This window comes from Gemmatimonadota bacterium (assembly GCA_030747075.1).
GTDB lineage: Bacteria > ARS69 > ARS69 > ARS69 > ARS69 > ARS69.
The window spans coordinates 19,300-42,344 of the sequence record JASLLL010000025.1 but is presented as its reverse complement, the minus strand read 5'-3'; the positions used below and the strand labels follow the sequence as shown (position 1 = coordinate 42,344).

The window sequence follows — 23,045 nt, the reverse complement described above, 5'->3', positions numbered from 1 at the left end:
GGAGGCTGCGCGTTCGCTCGGCATCTCTCGAAAGGGACTCCGCGATCGGATGAGGAGGCTGGACATTGCGTGAGTGGATCTACGGAAAGAACTGTTCCAACAGCGCGTATCTTCCCGGAATCCACCACCTCAAACTTAACGGCGAGGTTGCGTGACATGAGACGAGTAGCCCTGACGGGGGTTGGCGCCCTGCTCCTTTGGGCGATGGTGGCGGCGCCCGCGTTCGCCAATGTGAGCATCATGAGAGTCACGGAAGAGATCGTGATCGACGGGGATCCAGACAGTCCGGCTATCGCGCACTGGAGTCAGGGAGAGGTTTCCATCCCCGAATCCGCCGCCGCCGATCGTCGGGCAACCCTCCCGCCGATGGTAAAGGAGTCCAGGGAGTCCAGGGAGACTTGGGGTCGGGGCATCGTTCTTCGCGGCATTCTGCTTCTCGGGAGGTGGTCATGGATCGCCTGGTAGAGCGGCAGATGAAACAAACGGGAACCCCTTGTCGTGGAGACGCACTTCTGGCGGCGCATATGTATGCCGAGGCTCAGGAAGAGTTCTCCGCGGCTCTTCTGACCGCCGACGAAAACGACCGGGAGCGGCGCGCCGAACTCTTGTGGAACCTCGCATGGTGCCTGCACCAACAAGGTGATAACAGGAGAGCCAATGCCGTTCTGGAGGATGCTCTGGAGGAGCTGGACGGAGTGTCCATTTCCGCGACCGCCAGGATTCACGCGCTGTCCGGATGGACACAGTTCTTCCTGGGAGACTACAAGGAGTGTCTTCGTCAGTGTGAACAGGCCCGTTCGGAACTGGCTCCCACCACTGAACACGCGGAGATGAGCCGAGTTCTTCGGTGGATGGGTTATGCGGAGCGGCGCTTGGGGAACCACGCTGCAGCGCGATCGCTGTACCAGGAGTCCGTGGCGTTTGCGAGGCGTGGCGGCACACCGTCTGAAGAGGCGTTGGGGATTTCAGCCCTGGGACTCCTTCACAGGCAGGCGGGGAATCTGGATACGGCGGCAGAGCATCTGGAAGAATCGCTCAAGGTCTATCGCGCACTCGGAGAGGAGAAACTGGGGGCCCATGCGGCGTGGCAGTTTGGCTTGGTGGAGCTTTACCGGGGCCGCGGGGATCGGGCGGGCGACCTCCTCAAAGAGGCACTTGGCATCTACCGGCGGCTTGAGTCGTCCACGGACATCTCTTCCGTCCACATTGCCTTCTCTCGCGTACACACTCGCAAGGGAGACTGGGACACCGCTCTCAATCATGCGGCCGAGGCGCTGGAACTTGCGGAGAACTGCTCGCACCCCCGGGGGATCGTGCTTGCGTACGAGGAACTGGGGGATCTGGCGCGGCTTGCGGGGGACATGGAGAAGGCCGCCGAGCACTACCGGACAGGCATGGAGCTTGCGGACAGTTTCCAGCTCGACGGGGATCTTGTCTACGAACTGGCCTGGAGGATTGCTCTGGTGCAGATGACGCGAGGCGATCTTGCGGATGCGGAAGCCTCTGCGCGTCGCGCTCTGGACCTTGCCGGGAAGCACTTTGACCGGCGGGAGTGTGGCAACGCACGGCGCACCCTCGCGCGGATTCTCGCGAAGTCGGGACGAACTGCCGAGGCGTCCGTGGAGTTGGACAAGGCGGTCGAGGTGTTCCGGCGGATCGGCACCCCCTACGAACTGGGCCGGACCCACCTGGCCGCGACGGAGGTCCTGCCCGCCGACGATGGCGAGGAGGCGCGCGTCCGGATCGTGGGCCACCTTTTCGAGGCACGCCGCATCTTTGCGGAAGTCGGCGCACTGAGAGATCTGGAGGATACCGAGCGCCTCCTGAAGGAGTTCGGACTGCCCGGACCGCCCGGAGGGGACCCCCCTCCAAGGCGGCGAAAGAGAACCGGAGACGCGCCCGCGCTGGTGACCGGAGATCCGTCAGTCCGGGAGGCGGCCGCTCTGGCGCAGGCGCTGGCAGACGAGGACTACACCGTCCTCATCGAGGGAGAAACGGGAACGGGCAAGGAACTCCTTGCCCGTATTCTGCATCTGGGCGGGTGGCGAGCCGGGTTGCCGTTCATCGCGGTCAACTGCGCAGCCATCCCCGAGCACCTTCTGGAGAGCGAGCTCTTCGGCCACAAGAGGGGGTCTTTCACCGGGGCGAATGCCGACCATCCGGGGATCCTGCCTGCCACGGAGACCGGCACCGTGCTGCTCGACGAGATCGCCAAGGCGGGCCTGGAGTTTCAGTCGAAACTCCTGCGCGTGATTGAGGAGCGCGAGGTTCGCCCCGTGGGGTCGATTGAGCCCGTCCCCATCAAGGCCCGCATTCTCTGCGCGGCGAACAACGACACTCGCGTTCTGGCCGAGGAGGGCCGCTTCCTGCCGGACCTCTACTACCGGCTGAGCGGGTTCCGCTTGCGGTTGCCGCCGTTGCGCGAACGCCCGGGAGATGTGGATCTTCTTGTGGATCACTTCCTCGGCTCGGTGGCCCGGGAATGGAGCGTCGACCCGATCCGCCTCTCTTCCGAGGCACGGACTCTCCTGCGCGCCCATCGCTGGCCGGGAAATGTGCGGGAATTGCGGAACACGCTGGAGAGCGCCGCGTTCTACGCGAGGTCGGAGGGCGAGATCTGCGCGAAGCACCTGCCACGGGAACTTCGCGGAGACGCGCCGGTTCCCGGGGACGGGCCGAGTGGCCCGGCGGCATCGCTTCAGGAGCGGATGCAGGAAGTGGAGCGTCGAGAGATCGTCAACGCCATCGCCCGGTGCGATGGGGTGAAGGCGAAGGCCGCTTGCTCACTGGGCATCTCCCGAAAGGGACTCCGCGATCGGATGAGGAGGCTGGACATCGCGTAACGGGTGATCGGCGCCTGCTGAGGGCGCCCGGCGCCTTCCGGTTCGACGGGTTCCGCGTCGTGATCCCGGCACCGCGACCGGATCCGCTTGCTCCACCCCGGCGCCGCACCCCCTTGACTCACCCCCCCCGCGTCCCCTATTGTCGCTCCCGACTTCGGCAGGATTCCGCCTTTAATCCGGTCCAGAGAGGCCGGGAAGGGTTGAAATGACGCCGCGAAAGAGCATCCGCCCGTCCTCGCGAGAGCGGGCCGACATGACCCCGCGTTCACGCGCCGGGATCCCCCTCGACACTTCGCGCCCGGTCCGTGGCGACCGCGGTGCTTTTCTGTGCCCAATCCGCCCTGTGCATCCGAGTCCGCTGCGGCTTTCAGGAGGCTTCGCCCATGAGTGAAACGACCCCGACCACCCCCCCCGTACCCGAACCGGATGCCGCAACGCCCCCGTGCGTCCCATTGGTGGAGAAGGCACGCATCATGGACGAGAGCGACATCCGCCGGGCGATCACCCGTATCTCCCACGAGATCATCGAACGGAACGCGGGTCCGGAGGGAATCGTGATCGCGGGAATCCGGACACGCGGAGAGACGATGGCCGTGCGCGTCGCCGAGCGGATGCGGCAGATCGAGGGCGTGGACATTCCGATGGGAGTGTTGGACATCACGCTCTACCGCGACGACCTCCACACCGTCGCCAAGCAACCGATCGTTCGCGCGACGGAACTCCCCGTCTCGATCGTGGACCGGCATGTTGTCCTTGTGGACGATGTGCTCTACACCGGGCGCACCATCCGCGCCGCCATGGACGAGATCATCGACTTCGGCCGCCCGAGGAGCATCCAGCTTGCGGTGCTGATCGACCGCGGACATCGGGAACTTCCAATCCGTGCAGACTTCGTCGGGAAGAATGTCCCGACTTCCCGGAAGGAAGTCATCAAGGTGCAGTTCACGGAAACGGACGGCACCGACTCCGTGGTTGTATGCGAACTGGAGGAGGGTCCCCGGTGATCGCTGAGCGCAAGTCCCTTCTGGGCATTCGCGAACTCGCGCCGGAAGAGATCGTCGAGATTCTCGACTCGGCGGAGTCGTTTCGGGAAGTACTGGATCGTTCCGTGAAGAAGGTCCCCGCGTTGCGCGGCACGACCATCGCGAATCTCTTCTTCGAGAACTCCACGCGGACCCGCTCCAGTTTTGAACTGGCGGAAAAGCGGCTGTCGGCGGATGTGCTGAACTTCTCCGCGTCGGGATCTTCGGTGGCGAAGGGCGAAACGCTCCGCGACACCGCGCAGAACATCGAGGCCATGAATGTCGACATCATCGTCATGCGGCACGGAAGTTCGGGCGCGTGTCACTTTCTCGACCGACAGGTGCGTGCTCGGGTCGTCAATGCGGGTGACGGGCTCCACGAACACCCGACCCAGGCGCTTCTCGACGCATTCACCCTGCGCGAGACCCTCGGGAAGATCGAGGGCCTGCGCGTGGTGATCCTTGGCGACATTTCGCACAGCCGCGTGGCGCGCTCGAATATCTTCCTGCTGACGAAACTCGGCGCACGCGTGACGGTCTGCGGCCCGCCGACGATGCTTCCTCCCGAAGTGGAATCTCTCGGCGTCACGGCCACGACCGATGTTCGCGCCGCGTTGCGGGACGCGGATGCCGTCAATGTCCTGCGCATTCAGTTTGAGCGACAGGCGGAACCGCTCATTCCCGGTATCCGGGAATACGCCGACCACTTCGGAATCAGCGAAGCCAAGCTCGCGGACATTCCCGACGGCATCACGGTGCTTCACCCGGGCCCCATGAATCGCGGCACGGAGATCTCGCACGAGGTTGCCGAACTTCACGCGGACACGATTCTCCGGCAGGTGTCGAATGGCGTCGCCGTGAGAATGGCCGTTCTCTATCTCTTGTCCGGTGCGGGAGGTGCGAATTGAAAACGCTCATTCGGGGCGGGCGTGTAGTGGACCCTTCCTCAGGAAGGGATGAGGTGGCGGATGTTCTCCTGGAGGACGGCAGGATTGCGGCAGTGGAACCGGGGATCGCGGCCGACGGAGTCCGGGAGATCGATGCGGTGGGCCTTACGGTCGCGCCCGGCCTTGTGGACATGCATGTGCATCTGCGGGAGCCGGGATACGAGTACAAGGAGGACATCGCGAGCGGTTCCGCGGCCGCGGCGGCGGGCGGTTTCACTTCGGTGGCGTGCATGCCGAACACGAATCCCGCGCTGGACGACGAACCTTCCATTGCGGCCGTGCTCTCGCGTGCGGCAGAGGTGGGGTTGTGCCGTGTCCACCCGATTGCGGCAATCACGCGAGGCCGTGCGGGCAAAGACCTGACGGAAATGGTCCTTCTGGAGCGTGCGGGCGCGGTCGGCTTCTCCGACGACGGCGATCCGGTCGGCAGTTCGCGCGTCATGCGCCGCGCGCTGGAGTATTCGCGTCTGACTTCCCGCGCAATCCTCTCGCATTCGGAAGACCGGGATCTTTCCGCGGGCGGCCATATGAATGAAGGCCGGATGAGCACGCTCCTCGGGATTCCCGGGATGCCCGCCGCCGCGGAGGAAATCGGGACCGAGCGCGACATCCGGCTTGCGGAGATGACCGGCGGCCGGTTGCATGTCTGCCATGTCTCGACGGCCGGGTCGGTGGAGATTCTCCGCCAGGCGAAGCGGCGTGGCGTTCGCGTCACGGCGGAAGCGGCACCGCACCACTTCACGCTGACCGATGAGGCGGTCGAAGGGTATGATGCGTCCACGAAGATGAGTCCGCCTCTCCGAACGCCGGAAGATCGCTCGGCCATCATCGAAGGACTGGCGGACGGGACGCTCGATGCCATCGCGACGGATCACGCCCCGCACGCGGACCGTGAGAAGTTGGTTGAGTTCGACCGCGCGCCGTTCGGCATCATCGGGCTGGAGACTGCGCTGGGTCTGGCGGTGACCGAACTCGTCGCCGGTGGCCACATGACGCTTCCGGAGGTGATTGCCAAGATGTCGATCATTCCGTCGCAGATCTTGGGGATCGACGCAGGGACGCTCTCCGTCGGGGCGGTAGCCGACATTGTGTTGATCGATCCCCAGGAGAAGTGGACGGTGTCGCAGGCGGACCTCCGGTCGAAGGCGCGAAACACGCCTTTCATCGACCGCGCACTTGTGGGGCGCGCGGTTCTCACCCTTCTCGGAGGGGAGACGACCCACGCGCACCCGGACGCCCTTTCGCGCATCACGGTGCAGGAGGAGACCTCGGTCTGAGAACGCTACTTTCGCACCGCACGGCTGTGCGCCGATTCATCACTCTGGCTGCGATGCTCGCTGTCGTGGCGGGATCGGGGTGTGCGTACTACAACACGCTCTACAATGCGCGGAAGAAGTTCGACGAAGCACAGGAGATCAAGCGCAACGCGGATGAGGAACGCGAGGAGATCGGGCGGCAGGAGATCAACCTCTACGAAGAGTCCTTTGAACGCGCCGCGCGAGTCGTGAAGTTCTACCCTGAGAGCAAGTGGGTGGACGACGCCCTTCTCCTGATGGCGCGTGTCAGCTTCGAGAAGTCGGACTACTCGGCAGCGGTCCGCAAGTGCCGCGAGATCCTCGTTTTTTTTCCAGACTCGGAACTGGTGCCGGAAGCGCTGCTCATGCTCGGGCGGACGCACCTGGAGGCACGCGAATACGCGGAGGCTGTGGCGTCGCTGGAGAAGATGCTGGTCGAAGTGTCGGATGGCGACCGGTTGCGCGGGGATGCCGCGTACTTTCTCGGCCGAGTCCAGTTCGAGCAGGGAGATCGCGAAGCCGCACACGGAGCATACCTTGAAGTCGTGGAACACCACGCGGAGTCGGACTGGTTTGCGGAGGCGGGGCTTGCGCTCGGCGAGATGGCGATGGAAGACAGCAGTGCGACCGATGCGGCCGGCTTCTTCAAGCGCGTATGGGATGACGCGCAGATTGTGCGCGATCGCTTCCGGGCTGGAATGCGCAGGGGAGACGCACTCATCGCGATGGGAGAACTGAAGCGCGCGCGCTCCGCCTTCGACGAGATTGCGCACGGCTCCTTCGACGAAAAGAGGCGCGGGAAGGCACTGCTTCGCAAAGCCGAAGTGTGTCGCGCGCTGGGCGAGGAGGACGAGGCGATCTCCATCTACGAGGGCATTCTGGAGGAGATGGCTCGGCGCGAAGCCGCAGCCGCCGCGCAACTGGCGCTGGCGGAGATGGTGGACGAATCCGGGGACCTGGAGGCCGCGCTGGAGGCGTACGAGAAGGTGAAGGAGCAGGGGACGGGCCACCCCGCCTGGCGCGAAGCATCGGAGCGGCGGACGAGGATTCAGCGCGTGATGGATCTGCAGAACACCATCGGGGGGCTTGCGGAAGAGGACCCGGAGCGGTTGCGGAACCGGTTCCTTCTGGCGGAAGAGTACTTGGAGAGCATCGGAGATGTAGACCGCGCGCTGACAGAATACGCGGCGCTGGCGGAAGATGCGCCGGGCACGCTGTGGGGCGGCAAGGCTCTCTACTCCACCGCGTGGATTCATGAGTACCGCCTGGACCAACCCGACACGGCGGAAGTCCTGTTGTACTTGCTGGCAAACCACTACTCGGGCACGGATGTCGCGGACGCGGCTCGGGGTCGTTTCGGATTCCCGATCTGGCGGGCTCGCGTGCTGGATGTTCCCCGCGTTTCCTTCGTCAGGCCGGAGGGAGAAGAGTCGACACCGGTGGACATCGTCGTCGAGCGCGCGGAGCCACGGGAGGCGCAGTTCCCCGAGGGGGACCCGGAAGCCGTGGTATGGGTGCGCGTGTGGATCGATGAGGACGGGAGCCCGGCGGAGACGAAGGTGGTGCGTTCCGGCGGAGAGGATTGCGACGCGGCCTCGGTGGAGGCGGCCACCGGGACGCGGTTTCTTCCTCCGGATGAAGGGGGAGCGCCGATCACCGTGCTTCGATATGTCTTCGGCCCGAAGGCAAAGGCGGGCGGGACAGGCGCAGCGAAGGACTCGCTCAAGGCCACGCTGCCCCGCGAAGACGCCACTCTCCCGCCACCCGAACCCGGAAAGGCCCGTTCGCAGTCGTTTGATCCGGATGCGCGTCTGGGCGGAAGGAGGCAGCCGGTTGATCCGTCCACCGCAGACTGAGCAAGGACTCGTGACCCGCACCAGCGAACTGGCGGCGAATGTGTACGCGCTGTCGTTCGAAAGCCCGGGCATCGCGCGGGACTGTCTTCCCGGCCAGTTTGTTCATCTGGCCACGGGCAGCGGAGCGCGTGTGCTGCGCCGCCCGTTCAGTATTGCGCGGATCCGCGATCGCGAACTCACGCTCATCTACCGCGTGGTCGGTGAGGGAACCCGCTGGCTGCGCGATCGACGCCCCGGCGATGCACTCGACACGCTCGGTCCGCTGGGTCGCCCGTTCGCCCTCCCGACCGATGCGGAATCCGTGCTTCTTGTCGGAGGCGGCCTGGGGATTGCGCCGCTTCTCGCTCTGGCGGAAGGGCTGCGCGCCTCGGGATGCGCCGCGCCCATGGAGGCGCTCTTCGGAGCCCGGTCTGTGGGGGAACTCTTCGCCGCCGATCTTGGCGACGCCGTCGCGGGTCTCGACTGGTTGCACGCCACCGACGACGGTTCCGAGGGGTTCGCGGGGAGCGTGGTCGACCTTCTGCGCGACCGGCTGGCAACTGCGCGGTCCGACGGTGCCTCCGCGGGAGGGGTCGTCGTGTATGCGGCCGGCCCCGCACCCATGCTTCGCGCGTGTGCCGCTGTCTGCGTGCCGCAGGGGATTGACCTTCAGGTATCGATGGAGGCGCACATGGCGTGCGGTGTGGGCGCGTGCCGTGCGTGCGCGGTGGTCAGTGGGCCGGACCCGGAGGCGCTGCCCTGGCGCGTTTGCCGGGAGGGGCCGGTGTTCGACGCGGCGGAGATCGTATGGGAGAAGGTGGGCGCATGAGTGACACGAATACGGCACCAACGCCCGCGACGGGCGGGCCGAAGGCGCTTTCGCCACTGGAGATCCGGCTCGGATCGCTGCGCTTGCGGAACCCCGTGTTGGCAGCAAGCGGCGCCTTCGGTTCGGGTGGCGACTACCACGGACTGATCGACAATGCGCTTCTTGGCGGGTTCGTGACGAAGAGCGTGACGCTTCACCCCCGTCGCGGCAACCCGCACCCGCGCGTGGCTGAAACGCCTTCGGGAATGCTGAACTCGATCGGTCTCGAGAATCCCGGAATCGACCGCTTCCTTCGCCACGAGTGGGTGGCCGCATCCGCGGAACCGTGCGCGGCTGTGCTCTCGGTGGCCGGGGGAACGCCGGAGGAATACGCGGAACTTTGCGCGAAGGCGGAAGCCGTGGGTACTGTCCCCGCGATCGAGATCAACCTCTCCTGCCCGAATGTGAAAGAAGGTGGGCGCACCTTCGGCGCGGACCCCGGCGCGGTGGAAGGAATCCTCCGCCGGTGTCGTGCGGAGACGAGCGCGTTTCTCGTGGCGAAACTCACCCCGAATGCGGATCCGGCGGCGGTGGCCGAAGGGGCGGAAGCGGGCGGGGCGGATGCCGTGTCGCTGATCAACACGCTGATCGGCATGGCGATCGATGTAGAGCGGAAGCGCCCGAAACTGGCGATGGGAACGGGCGGGCTGTCCGGCCCCGCGATCCGGCCGGTTGCGGTGGCGATGGTCCATCGCGTGCATCGCGCGGTCGGGATTCCCGTGATCGGGATCGGCGGGATTGCTTCCGCGGAAGACGCGCTGGAGTTCCTGCTCGCGGGGGCATCGGCGGTGCAGGTGGGGACGGCCCTCTTCACCGATCCGGGCGCCATGGGACGGATCATCGCGGGCCTTTCGGAATACTGCACGCGACACGGGCATGCATCCATCCGGGAAGTGACGGGTGCGCTGGAAGGTGGCGACTTGCTGGGAAGCGGAGGACGAACATGAGTGACCGGACGACCGGGCCCGGCGCGCACCTTGCGCCGGCGGAACGCATCGCGGTGGCGCTGGATGTTGCCACGGGAGCCGAAGCGCTGGCCATGCGCGACGCACTGGGAGACGACGCGGGACTCGTCAAGCTGGGTCCGGCGCTCTTTGTGCGGGAAGGGATGCCGCTGGTGCGCGCTCTTCAGGATTCCGGCGTGGGTGTGTTTCTCGACCTGAAACTGCACGATATCCCCAGCGTTGTTGCCCGTGCCGCCGCCCACGCCGCGGCCGAAGGCGTTCGCTATCTCACGGTTCACGCATCCGGAGGTGCCGCCATGGTGGAGGAAGCCGCGACGGCGGCGGATGCCGCAGGGCGCGGAACATCCGTGCTTGCGGTCACGGTGCTCACCAGTCTGGATCTTGCGGCGTGGCGAGCCTCCGCCTCTCCGGACGAAGAGACCGTGGCGGGTGCGGTCGGCCGCCTTGCGCGACTGGCGATCGAAGCCGGGGCCCACGGGCTGGTGGGGTCGGCGCGCGAAGCGTCCATCCTGCGAAGCGCGGGGGGGCCTGACGCATGGGTCGTGACCCCCGGGATCACGATGCCCGGGAGCGGGTCCGCCGACCAGGCGCGCACGGTCACGCCTGCCGAGGCGGTGGCGTCGGGCGCGGATGTACTGGTCGTGGGGCGGGGGGTCACGCGTTCGGAGAACCCGCGCGAGGCACTCCGGTCGATCCGCTCGTTCTTCGAGGAGGTGGCGTCGTGATGGAATCGGACATCCTCCGTGCGTTCGAGGAGACGGGCGCACTTCGCACGGGGCACTTCCATCTGTCCAGCGGCCTGCACTCCGACACCTACTTCCAGTCCGCGCTGGTGCTTCAGTATCCCGAGCGTGCGGATGAACTCGCGAGATCGCTGGCGTCCCGGCTTCGCGAATCCGAACCGGAGACGATTGTCGGTCCCGCGTTGGGTGGTGTGGTCCTGGGATGGGAAGTGGCGCGCGTCATGGGCGCCCGCGGGATTTTCACCGAACGCGCGGATGGAAAGATGGCGCTGCGCCGCGGGTTCGGGGTGTCGCCCGGGGAGCGGATCGCGATTGTGGAAGATGTGGTCACCACCGGGAAGTCCACGCGAGAGACCATGGCCGTGCTGCACGCTTCGGGTGCGGAGGTCGTGGCCGTGGGTGCGCTGGTGGACCGGAGCGCCGGTCGCGCCGCGCTCGGCGTTCCGTTCCATGCGCTCCTGTCGCTCGATGTGAAAGCCTGGGATCCGTCTGAATGTCCCGCCTGCGCTGCGAACATCCCCGTTGAAAAGCCCGGGAGCCGCCCCGTGACGGGGGCGTCTTCCGCCTGAGTTCCGGGGCGATCGTGGGTATTCCGCCGTCGGGCTTTCGGGGCCCGCAGACCCTGGTCATGGACGAGGCGCGTGCGTGTCGTCCTGATTGCGGGGAGCGGGGAGGCGCGCCCTTCGCCCCGCCTGCTTCCAGATCCACCAGCCGAACACCCCGAACACGAGGATTCCCGGCAGGCTTCCCTCCGGCCCGAAGTCTCCCCCGTTCCACAGCCGGGAGGGGCCGGCCTCGACGGCAAGCAATCGCGCGGCGACCGGCGTTCCGCTGACCGGCACGGAACAGACCTGCGCGACGAATGCGTTCCATCCGGCGTGGGCACCGCAGGCCATTGCGAGATCTCCCCGAGAGTGGACAAGCCCCGCCAATGCCATCGCCGCGAGGAAGACGCCGAAGGTCCCCATGCGGCCGGGCGACCCGGGGTCGGCGAGGTGGATCAGCGCGAACGATCCCGAAAGCCAGACTGCCGCGAAGGGGAAGTTCACGGCGCGAGCAAGATCCCGCTGGCCGGGGCCGCGGAATGCCATCTCCTCGCGGGCTGCTTCCAAGGCCAGCGCGGCCAGTACCGCGAGGAAGCCCCCAACGCCTGTGCCGGGCGCAGAGAACCCCGTGATGCGGAATCCTCCGGCGGCGGCGCAGGCCCCCACGACGACCAGTGCCGTGCCTCCACCGCCCGCGAACCCCATCACCCATTCGCGACACCAACGAGCACTCAGGCGCAGAAACGGACGGTGACCCGCTTGCCGGGCGGCGCGGCCTTCGCCCCGCTTCTCCAGCCGGTTGTAGGCAAGGACGACCGCCGCCGACAGCCCCACGCTTCCGGCGACCACCGCCACCGGCACGATGGGCGGCCCCGGGTCCCCGCGAAGGAGCCCCGCGAATCCGCCTCCCGGCAGAAGGACACCGACCATCTCCCGGATGACGACCGGCACCAGAAACGCGAGGACCACAAACGCAAGCCCGCGTGCGCCGAACATCACCCTCTCGAAGAACTCCGGCCCCGGGATGGGGTCGCGTGGCTCGTCCGGTGTCAAAGCAACCCCCGCGGTTGTTCAGGTGGAGATCAGCCGTGTGCTTCGGTTCCGCACACACTGCACGGCCATGCCCCCCGCGACGCGCGTCCCTCGCGAGGATCGGCGCGAATCTACTCTGATTTGCAGGAATCTCCCAGCCTGGCGTTTCCCGCACCGGTGGCCCGTTTCCTGCGAATGGCGGGGGTGGCCTTGCACCTCCCGGTGAGGGCGGGGCGGCGAGCACAGGAGGATGGTTCCCTCCAAAAGGCCAAGGGTGCAATGGGGGCGCCCGAGGCTTCCTCTCCGGAAGGTGCTTCCGCCCACGCCTCTTGCCGGGGGAGAATCGCCCGGAGTGGCTCTCCAGTCTTCGAGATGGGGAAACTCGGGGGTTTCGGGCTGTGGACTGCCGGTATTTCGAGTCTTTCGTCCTCCCCGGCACCGCACCCCGCCCCCGGTTTCCCGGCCCCCCGGAAGAGGAAACCTCAGGGTGTCTTCTGGTCACCCTCTGGCCTTTTCCACTTTCCCTTTTCACAAAACCGGTTTATTGTGCAACCCGTGTGCTAGTGAAAACGGGCTTGTGCGCTCCATTGTCAGGCGCCATCCCTTCCTGCGAGATGAGTCGACTCCCGAATAGAGTCGTGCCGGATCTGCAGGATGCATCTTTTGAGCCCCCCAGAAAGGTCGGGAAATATGGCACAGGATGTTTCAGCGAGGCAGCAGAAGGCCCGCGATCGTCGAGACGAACTGAAGAGGCGACTGTCGGTTCTTCAGGCGGAAGTGGATGAAGTCCAGGAGGGACTTTATTTCCATCGACCGGCGGGTCAGCGTCGGCGGAAGACCATCCCGGCGGGAGCCAGACGGCCGAATGCCCGTCGCCTGAACGACACTACCGTCAAGGACGCCATCGTGGATCTTCTTCGCGAAAAGAAGAAGCCCATGCACTACAAGGATATTGCCCAGACTCTGGAGGAGGAAGGCCGCTACCGGACGAAGAGCAGTAACTTCCTGTCGACCGTGGCCATCACCATCCTCCGGGACAAGCGTCTGAAGCGCCACGAACCAGGTGTCTATGGGCTGAAGAGCCGCTACCAGTAAGCGGTGCCGTGGTGGTGACGGGAGGCCACCGGGCCTGTCCGTCACCACCCGTCAGCACGGCCATGCCTGATCACCCACTGGCCAGATCGCCTTTGTCGCAATGCCCCGTCAACGGGCCAGTGGTTCTGCCCCGCGGCCCGGAAGGGCGCCGCCGGACCGCGCCACCTTCACCACCCTCTCCATCACCGCCCTCTCCGTCGTGTTGTCCGGCGGCAGCGTCGACATGGCGTGCCGCATGGCGGCCACCCCTTCCTCGCGCCGGTCGAGTTTCAAGAGCAGGCTGGCGCGGAGCTTGTGCGCCCTCCACGCTTCCGGCTCCTCGTCGTGGATTCGGCCTTCGAGCACGGTCAGGGCAGACTCCAGCATTCTCTCCTCGTGAAAGAGGCCGGCGAGCTTGAAGGCGCAGAGAGTCGGGTGGTAGGCCTCGAGGCTGATGGCCATCATGTAGGACTGCTCTGCGGACCTCGGGAGGTTTCGCTGCTGATAAATCGATCCGTGCTGGAGCGCACTCCTGGCGTGATACTCGCGGATGCTGAGGCCGCTTCGCAGCGAGGAGGGGCGGGGTCTGTCGGGAGCCGCCGATCGGGCTGCCCAAAGAGCGGACGCCTTCTGCGGGTATTCCGGGTCAATCGGGTCGGCCGCGGGATGGATCGTGAAGCCGACACCCCAGGGGAGTGCCGCCCAGCGATTCCCGAGAACTTCCGTCCAGGTACTCGGGCGGAAATAGAGCGACGGATCCATCGCAATGGGCCGGACTCCCCCGTTCAACCCGATCAACTCGTGAAGGAATGACGGCTTCAACACGCGTCCGGTTCGGATCGGGGGGGCATGGACAGGACGCCCGCTGCGGTTTGCGCGGAGCGTGGAGGGGCGATCCGCGTGGATGACATCGAGGTCGGGTCGGAGGCCGTCTGCCGCCAGTGCGAGGTGGATCGGGTTGGTCGTCAACAGGAGTGCGTCTTCCGGAACATGGAGAAACGAGTCCTCCGCCCACTCGACCCCCGGCTCCACGCGGCCATCCAGGTGATGAAACTGGGTGGCCAGGAGTGTTCCGCACATCGCGATGGCCACGGCAGGGGGGAGATGGTGTGCGAGACGGGAATCCGGGTTCGCAGAGAAGCGACGAACCAGCGTGGCCGCCGCCGGGGCGAGAAGGAACAGGCCGGACCATGCAGTCAGGGCGCGAAGAACGCCGGGGTGCCCTGGATCGCCGAAGAGAAGGGCGAGTGCGCACATTCCGCCCGCGAGAAGAAATGGGCGAAGGCGGTGCGTCTCGCCGCGAAAGAGGCTCCACTTGCCGAGGACTGCCAGCGCAATCCCCAGCGGACCCAACCCGCGCCACAGAGCACGGAGAATCTCCACGAGGCCGCCGGGCCACGACCCCGGCCCCGCAAAGCGGAAGTCCGCCGCCGGTCGTCCCCACCAGATGGCGAGCGCGTCGGCGGGGCTGTGCGCATTCCCGAAAAGCACGAGCGGCTCACCGGCCGCAAACGCGAGCGGGAGGAACACAGAGGCGAACCCCGCCATCAACCCGCCCGCCGCGCCCGCGAGGTGGCGAGTGCCCTCCTCCACCGGTCGCCGGAGGGTGCCGCCCATCGCCATGGCTCCGAATGCGGGCAGCAGCACGAGGACCCACGGATACTCCGCGAGGGCCGCCCCCAAGAGCAAGGCGCCGAGTACAGGGCGGGGTCGCTCGGCCAGAAACGCGGACGCCGAACCCGTGAGCAGCAGCAGAAGAAGTGAAGTGGGGCCCGCCTGCAGCCCGAGGCGTCCGGTGTCTCCACCAAAGAGGAGCGCGCCGCCCACGGCAATCCCGACGGCCAGAGCTGCGGTGGGGTGGGGCACGAACCGCGCCGCAAGCCGAGCCGCCAGTGCCGCGGCGAGCGCGAGAAGAAGCCCGGACGCCAGATGCACCAGCGGGAAGATCCCTGCGTCCGGCGCCGCAAGGCGGCCGACTGCGGCCAGCGATCCGGTGGTCCATGCGGTGAGTGCGGCGGGCGGGGAGGTGGTGACGCATCGTCCACGGGCTGCCGCCACGCCGAGGGCGTCGGCCCCGTTCATGGCGCCATCGGAGTGAAGGCTGATGGCCGATGCCGCCCCCAGCAGAAGCACGAGAAGAAACGCGGTGCGAGTGTTTGTCATCAGTCCCTCTCCGGGTACAGCGATCCGGCCTTCTCGGCAGAGGTGACGATTCCCCGAATCATGGCGGAACTGAATCCGCGATGCTCCATCTCGTTCAGCCCCGAGATCGTGCAACCGCGTGGCGTGGTGACGCGGTCGATCTCACTCTCCGGGTGCCCCGCCCGATCCCGAAGAAGCGATGCAGCGCCCCGGGCCGTCTGCGCGGCCATGGCCAGGGCTTCGTCGGCATGGAATCCGATCTCGATCCCGCCCTGGGAAGCCGCACGCACCGCACGCAGGAAGAAGGCGATTCCACACGCGCACAGCGCAGTCGCCGAGCCCATCCGGCTCTCCGCGATCACAAGCGTCGTGCCCACCGCGTCGAAGAGCGATTGTGCCATCTTCAGCGCATCCTCCGAATCCTCATTCGCGGACAGACAGGTCATCGACTCCCCGATGCCGACCGCCGTGTTCGGCATGGCACGGACCACGGGGACGCCCCCCCGGGTGGCTTCCCGGATCCGGGCGATGGATGCATCGGACACGACCGAGACGAGTACCTGTCGGGCGGGATCCAGCGCCGGAGCGATCTCCTCCAGGAGCGAGTCCAACTGTTGCGGCTCGACCGCCGCGATCACGACATTCGCGCCTCGGATGGCTTCCAGATTGTCAGAAAGTGTCGGGAATCCCGCCGCCGCGAAATCCGCAAGGCGATCCGCATTGCGCCTCGTCAGACGGATGTCCGCGGCCGGGAAGCTCCCGCTGGCGACCAGACCGCGAGCGATCGCGCAGCCGATATTCCCGGCGCCGAGGATGGCAATCACGGAGGGGTTGGACATGGGTGACTCCAGAGAAAGGGCTCTTGGACAGGAGAATCGCCCCGCATCGTACCCTTGTGCCGGGGCGGTCACAAGTCGGGAACGCTCCGCCGGGGCCTAGCGGACCAGCACGATTTTCGCCGTCGCGGCCATGCCCCCAGCGAACGCTCGCACGAAGTACACTCCGGAAGGAAGGTGCCCGCTCCCGGCTTCCAGCACGATGTCAGGAGCGGTCGGTCCCCGATGCAACGGTTCCACGATTCGCCCGGAGACATCCACCAGATCGGCCGAAAGGTCGGGACGATTCGTGCCCGGGGATTCCGCAAAGGACACCTGGACGCGGATCGACCCGCGGGAGGGCGTGCCGGAAAGCACGCGAAGCGTGAGCGCACCCGCCGGGGCGGATGCCGGGTCACCTGGAAGCGCGGCGGTCACTCCCGGCTGAACGACGATCCATTCGGGTGCGGGCAGGTCACCGTCCCCATTGCCGCAGGGTGTCTGGGAGTCGAGCGACCCGCCGTCCGCGCTGGCGTAGGCCGCGAAACAGACGCGCAGGGAGGTCGGCGCGCTGCCCCATGCCGTTTCCGTGTCCACCACGCCCTCCAGGTACGACCCGGCGGCGTGCGACACGCCGGAGGAAGTCAGGTTTTCGTTGGCGTCGAACCACCCGCTCCAGTCGTTGTCGTTCTCATTCCCGAGGTAGAGATCCCACCGTGCCGCGGTTCCCGCCTTCGCCCACGGGGCGGACCGGGTGCCGGCGGTTTCCTCCCGGGCGACCATCAGGAAGTGGTCCACCCCCGTCGTCTGCGAGACGCCGGGCGCCGCCAGATAGAGGTATCGACCGTCGTATTCCGCGTAGAGATCGACCCCCGCGCAACTGGCCGCCGGCGTCATGCCCGGGTCGGGTTGTCCATCCAGAGTGTACCCGTGTCCACCCGTCCCGCCCGTTCCGACATAGACATGCTGAATGGGGCTTCGCGATCGGTTCCCCAGGCTGTCCACCGCCTCCACGCGATAGTCGAGCAACGCGTCCGAGAATCCGGAGACATGGAACCAGTACTCGTCCGCAATCGCGTTCGGCATGACGAAGAAGTCGATCCCCGGGTCGTTGTGAACATTTCCGGCCGGGAAGTCGCGCTGCGTCATGGCAAAGGCCTGCCACGCGCCAACCTCGGGGCCACCCGCATGGGTTTCGTTGTCGGTGGACGCGGGAGAGTTGGCGCCGTCGAGGTCTTCCCGCAGAAGGAGCGACACCTCGGCGACCCCGGAAAGGTCATCCACGAAAGTCCAGACATGGAACCCGGAGGTCATGTCCGCGCCTTCGCCGGAGGGATAGCCCCACAGAGCCCCGCCGCCCTTGCCGCCCGGGTTCCACGGGAGGCGCTGCGGGATCCAGACGGTCGGGCCGGTGAGATCGGCGCCTCCGGCCATGGCCGCCGCCGCGTGTTCCATGGCGCGGTTGGCCGCCAGAGTCGGCTTGACCTCCATGTCGAGCGCCGTTCCGTAGTACATGTAGCCGCTCTCGTGTCCGGCCAGCAGGAAGTGCCACGCCTTGTCGATATCCGTTGTCCCCGGGAGAGTCGGATCCACGACGCGGTCGATGTCCGGCGGCCCCGTCACCTCCTCTGCGGTCAGCACGCGATTCACCGCGGCGGTCAGGACCGCCCAGTTGCGCTCATCCTCGGCCCACCCGTTCGGGATGTCGAAGAACCCGGCGGCATCCACCAGCGGCCAGTTCCAGTTGATGAACTGCGGCGACCCGAAGTCCCCGTCCGCGTTCACCCAGCCGCCGTCTTCGACATGCACCACATCGTCCGCGGCCACCGGATGATCCGCGAGATACTCGGCCACGGTCGTCGGTTCGTAGCCGGAAGCGGCGGCCGCGTGTGCGAACTGCGTCACATTCTCGTTGTAGTAGGAGTACCCGCCCGCCCAGGCGTTGTCGCCGTCGTGCGCAAAGAGCACCAGCGTCGGGTGCGCGGGGTCATTGTAGGGAGCGACCGCATCGACTTCGCCCGTGCCGTAGAGTCCGTAGCCTTCGTTCCATCCCATCGCGTTGGACGCGGGCACCACCACGATGGACGAGACGATGCCCGTTTCCGGATCCACGAACTCCGCCCGGTGGGGCCGCAGGCCGTAGGAGGGCGGCACCTTCACGGTCACCCCGCGACTGATGGTCTGCGGGTTGTAGAACCCCTGCGCCGGGTTCCACTGATCGGCGAGGTTCGGAGGGTCGCACTGGTCCTGCCCGGCGTCATACGGATAGTCCGCGCAGGCGCGCGCGATGTGGATGTCCGGCACGATCGACCACGCGATCCCCTCGGACGCCAGCACCGGGATCATGCGTTCGCTGAAGCACATCTCCGCCGGGAAGAACCCCGCGGAGACTGCGGGGTCTCCCCACGCACCCGGGGAGACGGCCTTCTGCGCCTGGATCATCCGTCGGAACACGGCCTCATCAACCAACGGGTTGATCGAGTGATGGTATGCCACCAGAACGAGATCCAACCGCGACCGCCCGCCGCTGGTGGTCCAGCCGTGGGCATCTCGATAGGGTTGGCTCCAGTTCCACGCGTAGCGTCCGCCGTTCCACCCGGCTGCCGCGAGGCTGCGGATGTTCCCGATCAGTGACCCCGCGAAGGAGACCTGTGCGCCCGCGTCCGGAAGGTCCAGTACGGAGGAGATGGCGGTTCGCGGGTAATCCTGATAGGCGTGAACGCGGTCGTCCTTGTCAAAGATGGAGAAGACATCGTTCTGGCTGTGCCCGAGCGTGATGGTCTCGTGCGCGAACTCGTGGGCGGACCCGTTCCACACACTTCGCTCCGGCCAGTAGATCGGCTGATGCATATGCCAGAGCCATGTCGTATGAACCGGCGCAGCGCGAGGCATGCTCCCGGCCGCGGCCAGAAGAAGCACGGAAGTTGCTAGAAGAAAAGGCCGGGCCAACGCGTTCCGTTTCATGGCGTAGAGAGTACCTGACGGCACCCGGGGTGTTCAACCGGCCGGGGTGGTCGAGTTCGGATGTCCGTGATAGCTTGTCGGCTCTGATCCGCAACGGCCGTCTACCCCGCGCGAAGGAACCATGGACACCCACCGCACACTCACCCTTGTCGTCTTCGTTCTTGTGTACGCGGGGCTCATCCTCTTCAAGAGGCGGCGTACCGAGATCCTCTCCGCCGGGGTTCTCGTGATTCTCGCGAGCGGCGTTCTCGCTCCCGCAGTCGCCGCGCGGGCCGTTTCCTGGAATGTGATCGGGATCTTCGCCGGGGTTCTGCTTCTGGCCGAGATGTTTACGGAGTCCGGAATGCCGCTCCGGATTGCGGACATTCTCATCGACCGGTCGAAGAATGTCGGCCGGGCCATCCTGCTTGTGTGCGTGTTCGCCGGGTTTGTCTCGATCTTCGTGGAGAATGTCGCGACCGTCCTCATCGTGGCGCCGGTGGCGATTCAGATTGCCCGGCGCGTGGGCGCGTCTCCCGTTCCGTTTCTCGTGGGGATTGCGGTGTCGTCCAACCTCCAGGGGGCGGGCACACTGATCGGGGACCCGCCCAGCATGATCCTGGCCGCATTCTTGAAGATGGACTTCAACGACTTCTTCTGGATGGACGGGCATCTGTCCATCTTCTGGGCTGTGCAGGCGGGGGCGGTGGCGGGGACGGCTGTGCTGTGGCTGCTCTTTCGCAGATTTCGGAACCCTGTCGAGTACATCGATCCGCCGCAGGTGAGCACGAGGACCCCCTCGTGGGCAATGGGTGTGCTCATTGTGCTGCTGGCGCTCTCGCCGAAGTTCGACCCGGGCTTCCGGTGGCTCGGCGGGACACTCTGCGTGGGTACGGCGCTTCTGGTGCTTCTTCGCGAGGAGGTCCGGTCCCGGGGCACCGCCCGTCGCGTTCTGGGAGGTTTTGACTGGAACACCACCGTCTTCCTGATCGGCGTCTTCATACTGGTGGAGGCGCTCGTGGAGACGGGACTGGTGCGGGACTTCGCCGGACTCTTCCTGCGCGTCGTCGGAAGCGACCCGATGGGAATCTATGCGTCGCTCGTCTCGGTGTCGGTCGTGTTCTCCGCGCTTGTGGACAACATTCCCTACATCACCGCCATGATCCCGGTCGTGCAGGAGGTGGCCGCCTCGGCGAGCATCTCCTCGGCCACCCCCCTCGTGTTCGGGATGCTCCTCGGTGCCAGTCTCGGCGGGAATATCACGCCGTTTGGAGCGTCGGCCAATGTCGTGGCGGTCGGTCTTCTCCGCAAGGAGGGTTCGCCGGTGTCCACCTGGGAGTTTCTGAAGATCGGGCTTCCCTTCACGCTGGCGGCCACGCTGGCAGGCGCGGTCTTCCTGGCGTGGGCATGGAACCTGGGTTGATCCGACAGCATCGGATCACGGACTGGTGATGAAGACCTGCGCTGCCCGGGAGGCCTGCGCGCGTCGGTTGTCCCAAACCTGGAGCGTAGTCGTGTAGGTCCCCGCGGCGGCATAAGTGTGCGTCGTCGACTCTCCGTCTCCATGCGCGCCGTCTCCGAAGTCCCAGTAGTAACGAAGAATCTCACCGTCGGGATCGAACGATCCGCCCCCGTCGAAGGAGACAGCGGAACCCGCCAGCCCCGAGTACGGGCCTCCGGCATCAGGCACAGGCGGGATGTTCGTCGCCGAGATGGAAAAGACCGCTGCCGCAAGCAGGATGCTGTCCCCGTCTCCTTCGGGCGGGCTGACCACCTGAAACGCGAAGTGCGAGTGACCCGCCGGTATCGCGACGCCATCCACCCGGAAGATATCGAACTGGCTCCCGGCCGCACCGGTCAGCGAGTTCACGCGGGAGAATCCCCCGGGGAGATTCTCTTCAGGCGGACTGGTGGCCGGACCGGTCGCCCAGAGGACGGCATCCGCGCGGGTGGGTTCGCAATCTCCCGCAAGGAGCAAGAGAGATGCCGATCGATCCGCCATGGCGGGCGGGAACCGAAAGGCGTGGACCGCGCCGGTATCGTGGTGGGGGTCCGCCCAGTAGACGAACTCGCCGGGTTCGTACACGAGAAGCCCGTTGTAGGGAGAAGCGAGGTCGCGGATGGTCACTATGAGCGCGGCCCCATCCGGGTTTCCCCGCGGGCCGAGATCGAAACCGTCGAGCGTGAGGGAGTTCATCCCCGGCGCGACGAGTGCGGACGCGTCCATTCGGTAGAAGAGCGCGGTTCTCGGTGGCGAGGTTCCCTGCGGAACGGCGGCGTAGAGTTCGCCGGTGTGTTCCACGCCGTTGATCGACAGCGTGGCGTCCCCGGTGGGGGATACCGCGAGTCCGCACCAGTAGAGGGTCGCGGAGAGAATGTCGGAGGGGGCGCTTGCGGGAATGCCCACGGCAAGTGTGGCCGGTTGCGAGAAGAGACCCGTAGCCCCGTGGATCACCGACCGGCCCGCCTGCCCGATCAGGACCTCGGGGAAGGGAGCCTCTTCCGGCGGAGTGGGCGGAAGAAGTACGCGCGGCCCGGAGACATCCCGCCCCGATTCCAGCGTACAACCCGCGATCAGGAGAAGTGCGGTCAGGGTCGCGGCAAGAACCGAATCGACCGCGCCCGGCAGCCGGGCCAGGGAAGTGCCCTGCCTGCGTGGACAGTCCATGGGAATCCTCCGGTCCGCACCCTCACACCACACCACCCGCCGGACGGATCACGCAGCCGTCCGACCCGGATGCGGGGATTGTGCTGCCGGGAAGACCAGAAGTGCAACGAAAGATTGTGGGCTTAGGCGTGGCTCAACCAGAGGGGATCGCCGAGTTTCTCATTGTACTGGGGGCGGCAGCGCTCCGCATTGTACAGCGTGTCCACATCCACCACTCGTGGACCCAGTGCGGGGTCCGGGATATCCGTGTGTGCGTAGCGGCCGCCTTGAACGGCAATCATCCGCCCGGATACGCCATCGGCCACCAGATCCATGGCGATATTGGCGAAGGTCGTGGCCACAATCTGGTCGATGGCATCCGGCGCTCCGCTTCGGAGATCGTAGGTGAGGTCGCTGTGGAGCGTGCGGACTCCCGTGCGGCGGGTGATCTCTTCTCCGAACAGGAGACCGATATCCACCTTCCTCCGGTGTCCGTAGGCGTCGGCCACCCCGTATTCTCCCACCTTGTGTCCGCTCCACGAGGCGCCCTCGCTCATGACAATCAGGGCGTAGTTGCTGGGGTTGCCCGCCTTGTCGCTGGCGAGAAGATCCACCACCTCTTCCAGATCGAAGCGGTGCTCCGGGATGAGACAGCGCGTGGAGGTCACATACCCCGTGTAGAGAGCGGTAAAGCCCGCGTCTCTCCCGAAGATGCGGAAGATCCCGATTCGTTCGTGGGAACCCAGCGTGGTTCGCTGCCGCGTGATGAGCTCCTTGGCCCTCGTGATGGCGGTGGAGAATCCGATGCAGTACTCCGTCCCGCGCACATCGTTGTCCATGGTCTTCGGAATGGCGATCACGGGCATTCCCGCATGGTGCAGATGCGCGGCGAAACTGAGCGTATCGTCCCCGCCGATCGCCACGAGGCACCCCACGCCCAGACGGTCCAGATTCTCCATGACCACGGGCGTGAAGTCGTAAACGCCGTCGTAGGAACCCAGCCGCGCGAGGCTCTCGGCGGTCATGTGCTCCGGTACGATTTTCTCCGACACATTCTTGGGATTCGTTCGGGAAGTGTGGAGAATCGTTCCGCCGCTTCGGTCGATCCGGCGCGTGTTCTCCCGGGTCAACGGACGGTAGAACTCCGGGTCCTCGGGTTTCGACGGGTCCATGTGGGTCAGGCCCATCCAGCCGCGCCGGAATCCGACGACTTCCCGCCCCATCTCGCTTCCACGATAGACGACCGACTTGATGACCGCGTTCAGTCCGGGGACATCGCCGCCGCCCGTCAGTACTCCGATCCGAGGGTGTTGCTTCGTCATCGGCAGC

18 protein-coding genes are annotated in these 23,045 nt (G+C 66.2%); 12 read left to right on the top strand and 6 right to left on the bottom strand.

The window, feature by feature from the left end; genetic code table 11:
* Positions 1 to 156 precede the first annotated feature (156 nt).
* The 10 genes from QF819_08520 (at position 157) to pyrE (ending at position 11,087) form a co-directional block, all read left to right on the top strand.
* Positions 157 to 465: a hypothetical protein gene (locus QF819_08520; GenBank protein MDP6803203.1), complete on the top strand. Its 309-nt coding sequence runs from the start codon at positions 157 to 159 to the stop codon at positions 463 to 465.
* Positions 450 to 2,843: a sigma 54-interacting transcriptional regulator gene (locus QF819_08515; protein MDP6803202.1), complete on the top strand. Its 2,394-nt coding sequence runs from the start codon at positions 450 to 452 to the stop codon at positions 2,841 to 2,843. Before QF819_08520 ends, QF819_08515 begins: the two co-directional genes overlap by 16 nt.
* Before the next feature lie 383 nt (positions 2,844 to 3,226).
* The gene (pyrR, locus tag QF819_08510; GenBank protein ID MDP6803201.1) at positions 3,227 to 3,847 is read left to right on the top strand and encodes a bifunctional pyr operon transcriptional regulator/uracil phosphoribosyltransferase PyrR; all 621 of its coding nucleotides are present in this window, start codon (positions 3,227 to 3,229) and stop codon (positions 3,845 to 3,847) included.
* Positions 3,844 to 4,773, top strand: coding sequence for an aspartate carbamoyltransferase catalytic subunit (locus QF819_08505; GenBank protein MDP6803200.1), 930 nt, complete (start codon positions 3,844 to 3,846; stop codon positions 4,771 to 4,773). Before pyrR ends, QF819_08505 begins: the two co-directional genes overlap by 4 nt.
* Entirely contained in the window at positions 4,770 to 6,089 is a 1,320-nt protein-coding gene (locus QF819_08500; GenBank protein MDP6803199.1) for a dihydroorotase, read from the top strand. Before QF819_08505 ends, QF819_08500 begins: the two co-directional genes overlap by 4 nt.
* Before the next feature lie 26 nt (positions 6,090 to 6,115).
* The gene (locus QF819_08495; protein ID MDP6803198.1) at positions 6,116 to 7,963 is read left to right on the top strand and encodes a tetratricopeptide repeat protein; all 1,848 of its coding nucleotides are present in this window, start codon (positions 6,116 to 6,118) and stop codon (positions 7,961 to 7,963) included.
* A gap of 10 nt (positions 7,964 to 7,973) precedes the next feature.
* The gene (locus QF819_08490; GenBank protein ID MDP6803197.1) at positions 7,974 to 8,771 is read left to right on the top strand and encodes a dihydroorotate dehydrogenase electron transfer subunit; all 798 of its coding nucleotides are present in this window, start codon (positions 7,974 to 7,976) and stop codon (positions 8,769 to 8,771) included.
* Positions 8,768 to 9,757, top strand: a complete 990-nt coding sequence (locus QF819_08485) for a dihydroorotate dehydrogenase (GenBank protein ID MDP6803196.1) — start codon at positions 8,768 to 8,770, stop codon at positions 9,755 to 9,757. Before QF819_08490 ends, QF819_08485 begins: the two co-directional genes overlap by 4 nt.
* The gene (gene pyrF, locus QF819_08480) at positions 9,754 to 10,500 is read left to right on the top strand and encodes an orotidine-5'-phosphate decarboxylase (GenBank protein MDP6803195.1); all 747 of its coding nucleotides are present in this window, start codon (positions 9,754 to 9,756) and stop codon (positions 10,498 to 10,500) included. The genes QF819_08485 and pyrF overlap by 4 nt, the downstream gene beginning before the upstream one ends.
* Positions 10,500 to 11,087 (top strand): orotate phosphoribosyltransferase, encoded by a 588-nt coding sequence (pyrE, locus tag QF819_08475; GenBank protein MDP6803194.1) that lies wholly within the window; start codon positions 10,500 to 10,502, stop codon positions 11,085 to 11,087. The genes pyrF and pyrE overlap by 1 nt, the downstream gene beginning before the upstream one ends.
* A 57-nt stretch (positions 11,088 to 11,144) precedes the next feature.
* Here the strand turns inward: pyrE and QF819_08470 are convergent, their stop codons facing one another.
* On the bottom strand, positions 11,145 to 12,116 hold the full coding sequence (locus QF819_08470; protein MDP6803193.1) for a CPBP family intramembrane metalloprotease: 972 nt from the start codon (positions 12,114 to 12,116) through the stop codon (positions 11,145 to 11,147).
* A gap of 669 nt (positions 12,117 to 12,785) precedes the next feature.
* On the opposite strand from QF819_08470, the gene QF819_08465 reads away from it, so the two are divergent.
* Positions 12,786 to 13,190, top strand: a complete 405-nt coding sequence (locus QF819_08465; protein ID MDP6803192.1) for an HTH domain-containing protein — start codon at positions 12,786 to 12,788, stop codon at positions 13,188 to 13,190.
* 108 nt (positions 13,191 to 13,298) lie between these two features.
* On the opposite strand, the gene QF819_08460 is transcribed toward QF819_08465, so the two are convergent.
* From QF819_08460 to QF819_08450, 3 genes are all read right to left on the bottom strand, one after another.
* Positions 13,299 to 15,332: a hypothetical protein gene (locus QF819_08460; protein ID MDP6803191.1), complete on the bottom strand. Its 2,034-nt coding sequence runs from the start codon at positions 15,330 to 15,332 to the stop codon at positions 13,299 to 13,301.
* A complete protein-coding gene (gene proC / locus QF819_08455) occupies positions 15,332 to 16,150 on the bottom strand; it encodes a pyrroline-5-carboxylate reductase (protein ID MDP6803190.1) in 819 nt (272 codons plus the stop codon). Before proC ends, QF819_08460 begins: the two co-directional genes overlap by 1 nt.
* A gap of 96 nt (positions 16,151 to 16,246) precedes the next feature.
* A complete protein-coding gene (locus tag QF819_08450) occupies positions 16,247 to 19,090 on the bottom strand; it encodes a hypothetical protein (GenBank protein ID MDP6803189.1) in 2,844 nt (947 codons plus the stop codon).
* Positions 19,091 to 19,211: 121 nt separating this feature from the next.
* Here QF819_08450 and QF819_08445 point away from each other — a divergent pair, with 121 nt between their 5' ends.
* Positions 19,212 to 20,492 carry an SLC13 family permease gene (locus tag QF819_08445; GenBank protein ID MDP6803188.1) on the top strand — a complete coding sequence of 427 codons (1,281 nt, stop codon included), beginning with the start codon at positions 19,212 to 19,214 and terminating at the stop codon, positions 20,490 to 20,492.
* Between the two features lie 15 nt (positions 20,493 to 20,507).
* On the opposite strand, the gene QF819_08440 is transcribed toward QF819_08445, so the two are convergent.
* A complete protein-coding gene (locus QF819_08440; protein MDP6803187.1) occupies positions 20,508 to 21,737 on the bottom strand; it encodes a PKD domain-containing protein in 1,230 nt (409 codons plus the stop codon).
* Positions 21,738 to 21,859: 122 nt separating this feature from the next.
* Positions 21,860 to 23,038 (bottom strand): 6-phosphofructokinase, encoded by a 1,179-nt coding sequence (locus tag QF819_08435; GenBank protein ID MDP6803186.1) that lies wholly within the window; start codon positions 23,036 to 23,038, stop codon positions 21,860 to 21,862.
* Between the last annotated feature and the right edge of the window lie 7 nt (positions 23,039 to 23,045).